Source organism: uncultured Methanobrevibacter sp., from assembly GCF_902801725.1.
Lineage (GTDB): Archaea > Methanobacteriota > Methanobacteria > Methanobacteriales > Methanobacteriaceae > Methanocatella.
Window position 1 is genome coordinate 1 of the sequence record NZ_CADCJB010000050.1, and the last position, 9050, is coordinate 9050.

The following is a 9050-nucleotide window of genomic DNA, read 5'->3' on the forward strand; positions in this document are numbered from 1 at the left end:
TGTCTAGGGTTAAATCAGTGATAACCTGCAATTCCCTTTGATTCAATCCTTTTGTATATTGAATAAACGAAATAGAAACATTCTCAACATCTAATAATTTTTCCATTCAATCACCTAGCAAAATGTCAAATGATAACTTTTATATAGTAATTTGTACTTTATCAATATTAAAGTTAATCAAAAATTATTAAAAAGTATTACTAATTAAATAACTTTTTAAATTGAAGTAATACTTTTTGGTATGGTGTTTCTCATGAATGTTACTATTAAAACACTGGATGGAAATTCACAACAAATAGAGGATGTTCAAAAATTTTTATTTAAAATGATTAAAAAAGAATTCGGATATGATTATGTTCCGCAATGGCATCAGGACATAGTTAAAATGGACGAATATTACATCAACCCTGAAAGAAATAATTTTTTTGTTGCCTATACTGAAACTGGCGAAATTATATCAACCATCGGTATAAGAGGTTATGATAAAGATTTTCCAGAATTCAGGCATTTATACTCCAAAGAGGATACTTCAAGCATATGGAGGTTATTTGTTGATGAAAGGTGTCGCCGTTGTGGATTGGCTTCTAAAATGTTCAGTATTGCTGAAAACTTTGCAAATGATGTAAATTATGATAAAATCTATTTGCATACTCATAAAACATTGCCTGGAGCAATCGAATTTTGGACAAAAATGGGTTTTGTTGTTGCATTGGATGCTGAAGATAATCTTCAAACTGTTCATATGGATAAAAAAATAAGAAGTTTGGATATTGATCAGTTGGCAAAGGATTTTTCATATGCCGTAAAATTATAATCTTTTAATGTACTTTTGGGTGTGTGGGCAGGCAAAAATACATTTTCCGCATACTGTGTCCGCTTTTCCCAAATTTTCTTCAGATACTTTTAGAGCATATTTTTCACATTTTTTATCGTCATAAAAGTCATTTCTTTTTAACTTGTAGTTCCATTCTTTTCCACTTATCGCCCCTCCAAGACATGCATTTTTACATTCCATGCATTTTCCACATTTTGATTTTAATATGGGGGTTCCAATGTCTAAAGGCGCATCTGTAAGGACTGAGGATAATCTAAGTGCTGATCCGTAGTTTTTTGTTGTAAATAGTGCTGATTTTCCAATCCACCCAAGTCCTGCACGTGTGGCGATTGTTTTGTGGGGCAACTCGAATGAATTAAATTCACCAAAATCAGTTCCTAATCTCTTTTTTGTTTGTGCATAGGCGTTGTATCCGTTATCTATTATAAATTTTTCACATGCCATTCCCAATGAATCCAACCTTCTATTCAAATCTATTAATTCATAAAGATATTCTTTTGTAGGGGCATTCTGCATATCTCTTATTATTTCTTTTGGATAGGTTATGTAAAAGACAATGCCTTTATCTAAATTTTGTTTTGGTGTAAAATGGGTTATGTCTGCAAAACCTACTTCTGTTGCACCATTATCTAACAGGAATTTTTTTAACATTGACGTTAAGGTCATGGGCGAATATTTGGTTGTAATATTATTTAAATTTAAGTTTGGTATTACTTTTAGTTTAATTTATTATATTTTTTTGTATTTGTTTCAATGCATTAAAACTAATTTTTGTCATATTTTTTAAAATCTATTTTGGTCTGTTGTTTATATTTTCAGAGTTTTAATTGGATACTTTTTATATTTCAAATTAATTTTAAAAGTAATAAATATGTTTTTATATTCTTGTGTGAAATATAATACATAATATTAAAATAGTTATTAAAAGTATTACTAATGTTTTAATATTTACATAAAAAGTAATACTTTATTTTAATATTATTAGAGATATTTTTTTTGGGTGAAAATAAAATGGAAAAAAAGACAATGATGATTATTGGGATTATTGTTGTTGTTCTCGTTATTGTTGTTGCGGCATTTTCATTTATGGGTGGATCTCATGATAATGACCCTACACATTTGACTGTAGCTGCACACAGTAATATTAAAGAACCTGAAGCGGGCTTCAGCCCTCTTGTTGGTTGGGGATGCGGACACCAAAACTATAATCCTTTAGTACAAAGCTGTTTATTTAAAACAGATAAGAACGGAACTATTGTTCCTGATTTGGCTACTGGTTATTCAATCAGTAGTGATGGAAAAACTTGGACTGTAAATGTTAGAAATGATGTTAAATTTTCAGATAATTCCACTTTCGATGCAGAAGATGTGGCATTCACATTTAACACTGCTAAAGCCACAGAATCTGAATTGGATTTAACAAATATTCAAAATGTAACTGCTAAAAACAAGACAACCGTTGAGTTTACACTTGTTGAACCTAGATCTACTTTTATTTATGATTTAAGATATGTTGGTATTGTGCCTTCAGATTCCTATGACAACAATACTTATGGTGAAAACCCTATAGGTACTGGACCATATGTATTGGACCATTGGGACAAAGGTCAACAAGCTATCTTCAAAATAAATCCTAATTATTATGATAAGAAACCATACTTTACTCAACTTACAATTTTATTCCCTGAAGAAGCAACATGGTTGGAATTAGCCAAATCCGGTGAGGTAGATGTAGTTCCTGTAGCAACCTCTGCATTAAACCAATCTGTTGACGGATACAAATTTGTAGAAAAATCCGCCGGAAGAGCACAAGGTATATCATTACCGTACCAAAATGATACTGGTAAATCTTGGAACGGCACAGCTAAAATAGGTAATAATGTAACTGCTGATAAGTCTATTAGAGAAGCATTGAATGTCGGTGTCAACCGTCAGAAAATGTGTGATGATATATTCTCAGGACATGCTACTCCTGAATATACCAGTGTAGATACAAGAGATTATGCAAATCCTGCTGGTAAAGTAAATGACAGTGATGTTGACAGGGCAAAACAAATCTTGAATGAAGGTGGATGGAAAGATACCAATGGTGATGGAATCGTAGAGAAAAATGGTGTAAAAGCATCATTTGATTTATACTATCCTCCTGATTATCTTGACAGACAATCTTTAGCAACAGTATTTGCTGAACAAGCAAAACAAATCGGAATTGAAGTGAACCTTAAAGGTGCTGACTGGGATACAATTTACGCAAACATGTATGCATCACCTGCAGTAATGCAACAAACTTCTCCAGACCCATATAAGTCTATCTATCAACAATATCACAGTAAAGAAGCAGATGGATTCTACATGAACCCTAACTTATACAACAACACGGACTCTGATAAATTGATGGATGATGCGATGCATTCAAGCGATTTAAATGCTGCAAACACATTATGGTCTCAATCTGCTCTTGTTAATGGTGGAGGTTGGAGTCCTGCTGGTGACGCTCCATTCGTATGGCTAGTCAACTATGACTACAACTACTTCATTAAAGACGGAATTAATATTGGTGAGCAACCTGATGGTTTAGGAAATGATATTTTAATCAACATCTGTGATTGGACTAGAACCAATTCCACAGCTTAAATATCTTTTCCCTTTTTTTATTTTTTTAAAAGCTTATAAGGGGTTATTTTCTTGAATAAAAATCAATTATTGAAATTTTTTGGTTACAAATTAATACGCTTTGTAATATTAATTATTGTAGTTGCAATTTTTAGTTTTGTATTGTTAGATTTATCCCCTATTGATCCGGTTAATGCATATTTAAGACAGGCTGCGGTATCTGAAGCACAAAGGCAGATTCTTCAAAACTATTTCGGTACTAATGTTCCCTTAACTACTAAAATTTTCCATTGGTTGATGGATTTGTTTCAGGGCAATTTGGGAACTTCATTAATATATCGAGCGCCTGTTATTGATATCATACTTGATAAGGCTTCTGCTTCTATCGTATTGATGGCAATTTCATGGCTGCTGAGTGGAGTATTAGGTTTCGCATTAGGTGTTGTGGCTGGTAAAAACAAAGGCTCTTGGATAGATAAGGCAGTAAAAGTTTACTGTTATGCAATTCAATCTGCACCTTCCTTTTGGGTGGGAATGTTAGTTTTAATGGTATTTGCAGTTTATCTAGGCTGGTTCCCAATTGGTTTTGGTGTTCCGATTGGTGTAAAGAGTACGGATGCCACATTTTTCGAATGGGCATCTAGGTTAGTGTTACCTACAATAACTTTAAGCCTTGTGGGTTTGGCACCGATTGCAATGTATACTCGTAATGAATTGATTCAAGTTTTATCATCTGATTATGTGTTGTTTGCAAAATCAAGAGGAGAAAAAGGATGGGACTTGATAAAAAACCATGGAATTAGAAATATTCTCTTGCCTGCTGTAACTTTACAATTCTTATCTTTCAGCGAATTGTTTGGAGGTGCAGTGCTGGTAGAACAGGTATTTTCATATCCTGGTGTTGGACAAACCGCTGTAGCTGCAGGTCTCAATAGTGATGTTCCTTTATTTTTGGGAATTGTAATATTTAGTGCAATATTTGTATTTGTCGGTAACCTGCTGGCAGATTTATCGTATTACTTGATTGATCCTAGAATTAAGGAGAGTGAGTTCAATGATTAAAAAAAGAGAAACTGATGATAAAAAGCAATGGTTTTTATACTCTGCTAATCTCAGGACTAAAACTCTTGTAGTTATTGTTCTTTCTGCATTGGTTATTGTAACAGTATTTATTTCCGGTTATTTCATAAAGGATATTCCAACAAGTTTCATTGATGCAAACCAAATGCCATCTTTTGAACATCTTTTCGGTACCGATTGGATGGGAAGAGATATGTTCCAAAGAACCATTGCAGGTCTTGGATTAAGTATAATGGTCGGTTTCATTGCATCTGTTGTCAGTACTTTTATTTCAATCGTTTTGGGGTTGTTTTCAAGTTTCAACAGATTTGCTGATGAGGTTGTCGCTGGAATTATTGACCTGTTCGGTTCAATTCCTCATATTCTTTTAATCATTCTTGTTTCCATCATGTTTGGTGGTGGAGTGTTTGGTGTTGTTATGGGTGTAGGATTGACTCACTGGACACCTCTTGCGAGGGTTTTAAGGTCTGAGGTAAAAGAAATCAGAACCAAGGAGTATATTCATTTAGCAGATAATTTGGGAAAATCCAAAATATGGATTGCAACAAAACATATTTTCCCATTGATCGTTTCTCAGATTATTGTAGGGGTAATTCTGATGTTTCCTCATGCTATCATGCATGAAGCGGCAATAACATTTTTAGGATTTGGTTTACCTCCTCACGAACCTGCTATAGGGGTCATTTTAGCCGAATCAATGCAATATCTGTCCTCAGGATATTGGTGGTTGGCATTTTACCCAGGTATGTCCTTATTGATTGTCGTATTGTTGTTTGATTTGATAGGGGAAAATGTCGAAAAGTTGCTTAATCCTGAAACTGCTCAGGAATAGAAGAGATTTTTATAATTTCTTCTCTTATTATTTTTTTTAAGTGATATTATGAAATATGATATTAGGGAAGTGGGTGATAACCCTCAAGAAATCATTGATGTAAAAAATTTTTTATATAATCAAATCATGAAGGAGTATGGCATTGGGCCGACTCCGGAATTTCATTATGACATTGAAGGAATAATGGATTATTATATCATTCCAAAACGCAATGACTTTTTTTTAATTTCCATTGGCGATAAAATTGTAGCAACTGGTGCTATTAGAGAATATGATAAGGATTATGAATTTTTCAATGGGGAATACTCAAAAGAGGACACTGCAAGCATCTGGAGATTGATGGTTGATGAGGATTATAGGAGGCATGGATTTGCACGTAAGCTTGTTGATATGATGGAGGATTTTGCAAGGAAAGTGGGATATACTAAAATATATCTGCACACTCACAGATATCTTGATGCTGCCCTGCCGTTTTGGAAATCATTGGGTTATGAGATAACCCTTGAAGAAGATGATTATGACGAAACAACACACATGGAAAAGCACCTAAAATAAGTAGTATTATTTTTTAAAAAAGTATTACTTTTTCTAGTGATTATTTTAACTTTAATTTATTTAATTTTTTTTTAAATATTTCAATAATTCATATAACTTTTTATTTGCAATTTATTTTCAAAAAAACGTCTTATTGATTAGCATTTGTTGAAATGGAAATATTTTTATAAATTCCTAAAGTATTAATTTACAATCTTATTTTTCTTAAATTTATTTATTGGCTTCTATTCGTTATAATTAATGGTTATTTTAATTTATTTTTATTTTTAGATGTTATTTAATTAATTGAAGTTATTTAAGATGTAATATGATTTGATAAGATATATATGATTATTACTCTTAATTGTTAATTAGATTACTTGAAATATTTTTGAGTAATTGGATAATTAAAATTAAAACATTATAATTAATTGGGATAAAAATTAAGCATTATAACTACTTCATATATTAATTTTAATTATCCTTGCATTTCAACTATGTTGAATATATGACAAAGGCTAAAATTTAATTTACACCATAAATTAATATTTCAAATCCTTTTGTGCCTATTTGAATGACAATATGATTGTCCAAACGCCGATGGGGATTACATATATCTCTCAAAATGTAACCCTTCCATGAATCGGAGGAACTTAAATTAGTAGTACTGTCATATAAATGATAAATAGCTATTTGATATAGCTATTTATTCTCCTCCTATTTTTTTAAAAAACTTTATTTTATAGTGCGTTAAATAGTATATTGATGAAAAGAACTGCATTAAAAATCGGATATATTGGAACCAATTTCCACGGATTTCAAAGACAACCAAATGTAAGAACTGTGGAAGAGGAATTAATATATCATTTGCGCAAACTGGACTATATCGATGATTTGAAGAAATCCAGATTCAGAATTGCCGGCAGAACCGATGCAGGTGTTCACAGCTTGGGCAATGTTATCAGCTTCCAATCAGAAAAGGAAGTGAGGGTAAATGAAATCAATAACTCTCTGCCTGATGATATTCAAATTTTAGCATCAGCACCTGTAAGATATGCATTCAAGCCAAGATATGCTCAAATGAGACAATATCGCTATTTGCTGTTTCAGGATCTTGACATTGATAAGTTGGAGGAATGCGCTGAAATCTTTAAGGGAACACATAACTTCACTAATTTCACAAAACGTTTTCAAAAGACAACTACAAGAACAATTGATGAAATTAAAGTCACAAAGGTTGACCTTGAGGATTATCACAAAAGGGAATTTCCGAATCTGCATGACACAATTTCTCCAATTTTCATTGACATTTACGGAGAATCTTTTTTATGGAATATGGTTCGCAAGATGATGCGTGTTTTTGTTGATGTTGCCAGAGGCAAAATGGATTTGGATGAGGTTGAAAGGCTGCTGAATCCTGAAGATGATGAGTCAAGGGCTTATATTCGAGTTTTGGAAGCTGAATATCTGATTTTAATGGACATACAATATGACGGAATCAAGTTTAAGTATGATGAGTATGCCTGTGAGCGGTTCAGAAGAGCTTTGGTTGATTCATTGGATGACCTTCAAAAGAGATATGCAATTCGTGAATCAATGATAAAAAGTTTAAATGATATGATGATATAATATATATTGGTGTTAGTTAATGGGAAGAGTTTATGATATATTCGATAAATTTTCAATTATAAGCATTGCTATCGGATTGATTTTGGGAATCGTGCTTGCAGTCCATCATAATGATTCAAGTTTATGGATAAGATCAGTTCCTTACATTTTGATATTCGCTTTGGTGATGACCATAGCGCCTGTTTTCGCTACTCTGATGGATAACCTTAGATTTGGAAAAGGATTTCCTGTATCTGATCTCGTTGAGGCATTTTTCCTTAATGTTGCCATTATTGCTGTGTGCATGGCTTTTGGAGTTGTTATAGGATCATTTTTAACAGGTAATGTAATTTTAGATAATGGAAAGTTGCCTTCTTTGATTAATGTGGAATAATATCTCATTTTTTTTTTATTAATTTTCTCGTTTTTCAAAAAATTTTTTATGCTATCCTTTACAGATTTACTAATAAGTGATTATTATGAAGATAGCTACTATTTTAGGGACTAGGCCGGAAATTATTAAGATGGCTCCGATTATTGATGAGATTTCTCGTAGGGGTATTGATCAGATTGTTTTGCATACTGGTCAGCATTATGATGAGGAGATGTCTGATAATTTCTTTAGGGATTTGGAGATTCCTGCTCCGGATTATAATATTCATGTGGGTTCCGGTACTCATGGTAAGCAGACTGGTTTGATGATGGGTGGTATTGAGGAGATTTTGTTGGAAGAACGGCCTGATATTGTGCTTGTTCAGGGTGATACCAATGCTGTTCTTGCCGGTGCTCTGGTTGCTGCCAAGTTGCATATTGCGGTTGGTCATGTTGAGGCGGGTCTTCGGTCTTTTGACATGACTATGCCTGAGGAAATTAATCGTCGGGCTGCTGATGTTTGTTCTGTGATGTATTTTATTCCGACTGAGGAGTCTGCAATTAATCTTTTGGCTGAAGGGTTTTCAAGAAAGAATTTGCTGATTACTGGAAATACTGTTGTTGATGCTTGTTTCAGGCATTTGGAAATTGCGAAGAAAAAGGGATTTCAGGAAAAGGAGCTTGTTGATCTTGACATTGAAAACATGGACAATATTGTGACAAAGGAGCTTGTTGATCTTGACATTGAAAACATGGACAATATTGTGACCCTGACTATGCATAGGGCGGAAAATGTTGATGATGAAAAAAGGGTTACTGATATAATTGAAGCTCTTGGGGAAATGACTGACATGAACATCATCTTTCCGATTCATCCAAGAACAAAAAATACTCTGCAGAATTTCGGACTATTCGATGAGCTGAACAACATGCCCCATGTTCATATTGTAAAACCAATAGGATATCTTGACTTTTTGCAGTTGAATTCACTTTCAACTCTTGTTTTAACAGATTCAGGAGGTCTTCAGGAAGAAGCAATAACACTCGACATTCCTGCGCTTACTTTGCGATACAACGCCGAAAGACCGGAAACTGTGACTGCAGGGGGCAATATTCTTGTCGGGGCGGATAAAAATGCAATTCTTGAAAATGTTGATCGGATTGTGAACGATAAGG

Annotated in this window: 9 protein-coding genes and 1 pseudogene; 8 read left to right on the forward strand and 2 right to left on the reverse strand. The window is 33.3% G+C overall.

Going from position 1 to position 9050, the window contains the following annotated elements:
- Window positions 1-106 (reverse strand): annotated as a pseudogene (locus tag QZV68_RS10280) (ABC transporter ATP-binding protein); the annotation flags it as partial.
- Between the two features lie 147 nt (window positions 107-253).
- Here QZV68_RS10280 and QZV68_RS09250 point away from each other — a divergent pair.
- Window positions 254-814: a GNAT family N-acetyltransferase gene (locus tag QZV68_RS09250; RefSeq protein ID WP_296880721.1), complete on the forward strand. Its 561-nt coding sequence runs from the start codon at window positions 254-256 to the stop codon at window positions 812-814.
- Here QZV68_RS09250 and QZV68_RS09255 read toward each other — a convergent pair.
- The gene (locus QZV68_RS09255) at window positions 809-1501 is read right to left on the reverse strand and encodes a 4Fe-4S double cluster binding domain-containing protein (protein WP_296880722.1); all 693 of its coding nucleotides are present in this window, start codon (window positions 1499-1501) and stop codon (window positions 809-811) included. The genes QZV68_RS09250 and QZV68_RS09255 overlap by 6 nt on opposite strands.
- 345 nt (window positions 1502-1846) lie before the next feature.
- Here QZV68_RS09255 and QZV68_RS09260 point away from each other — a divergent pair, with 345 nt between their 5' ends.
- The 7 genes from QZV68_RS09260 to wecB form a co-directional block, all read left to right on the forward strand.
- Window positions 1847-3469, forward strand: coding sequence for an ABC transporter substrate-binding protein (locus QZV68_RS09260; RefSeq protein WP_296880723.1), 1623 nt, complete (start codon window positions 1847-1849; stop codon window positions 3467-3469).
- A gap of 51 nt (window positions 3470-3520) precedes the next feature.
- On the forward strand, window positions 3521-4510 hold the full coding sequence (locus tag QZV68_RS09265) for an ABC transporter permease (RefSeq protein ID WP_296880724.1): 990 nt from the start codon (window positions 3521-3523) through the stop codon (window positions 4508-4510).
- The gene (locus QZV68_RS09270; RefSeq protein ID WP_296880725.1) at window positions 4503-5360 is read left to right on the forward strand and encodes an ABC transporter permease; all 858 of its coding nucleotides are present in this window, start codon (window positions 4503-4505) and stop codon (window positions 5358-5360) included. The genes QZV68_RS09265 and QZV68_RS09270 overlap by 8 nt, the downstream gene beginning before the upstream one ends.
- A gap of 48 nt (window positions 5361-5408) precedes the next feature.
- Window positions 5409-5915 carry a GNAT family N-acetyltransferase gene (locus QZV68_RS09275; RefSeq protein ID WP_296880726.1) on the forward strand — a complete coding sequence of 169 codons (507 nt, stop codon included), beginning with the start codon at window positions 5409-5411 and terminating at the stop codon, window positions 5913-5915.
- A 744-nt stretch (window positions 5916-6659) separates the two neighbouring features.
- Window positions 6660-7523 carry a tRNA pseudouridine(38-40) synthase TruA gene (truA, locus tag QZV68_RS09280; protein WP_296880727.1) on the forward strand — a complete coding sequence of 288 codons (864 nt, stop codon included), beginning with the start codon at window positions 6660-6662 and terminating at the stop codon, window positions 7521-7523.
- Between the two features lie 19 nt (window positions 7524-7542).
- Complete coding sequence (locus QZV68_RS09285) at window positions 7543-7896, forward strand: hypothetical protein (RefSeq protein ID WP_296880728.1); 354 nt, start codon at window positions 7543-7545, stop codon at window positions 7894-7896.
- Between the two features lie 85 nt (window positions 7897-7981).
- Window positions 7982-9050: non-hydrolyzing UDP-N-acetylglucosamine 2-epimerase (gene wecB / locus QZV68_RS09290; protein WP_296880729.1), on the forward strand; the 1069-nt coding region annotated here is incomplete at its 3' end.

Bases quoted from the DNA above. Each gene is read 5' to 3' on its own strand.
- truA (WP_296880727.1), top strand. From the start codon at position 6,660: ATGAAAAGAACTGCATTAAAAATCGGATATATTGGAACCAATTTCCAC.
- QZV68_RS09285 (WP_296880728.1), top strand. From the start codon at position 7,543: ATGGGAAGAGTTTATGATATATTCGATAAATTTTCAATTATAAGCATT.
- QZV68_RS09250 (WP_296880721.1), top strand. From the start codon at position 254: ATGAATGTTACTATTAAAACACTGGATGGAAATTCACAACAAATAGAG.
- QZV68_RS09255 (WP_296880722.1), bottom strand. From the start codon at position 1,501: ATGACCTTAACGTCAATGTTAAAAAAATTCCTGTTAGATAATGGTGCA.
- QZV68_RS09260 (WP_296880723.1), top strand. From the start codon at position 1,847: ATGGAAAAAAAGACAATGATGATTATTGGGATTATTGTTGTTGTTCTC.
- QZV68_RS09270 (WP_296880725.1), top strand. From the start codon at position 4,503: ATGATTAAAAAAAGAGAAACTGATGATAAAAAGCAATGGTTTTTATAC.
- QZV68_RS09275 (WP_296880726.1), top strand. From the start codon at position 5,409: ATGAAATATGATATTAGGGAAGTGGGTGATAACCCTCAAGAAATCATT.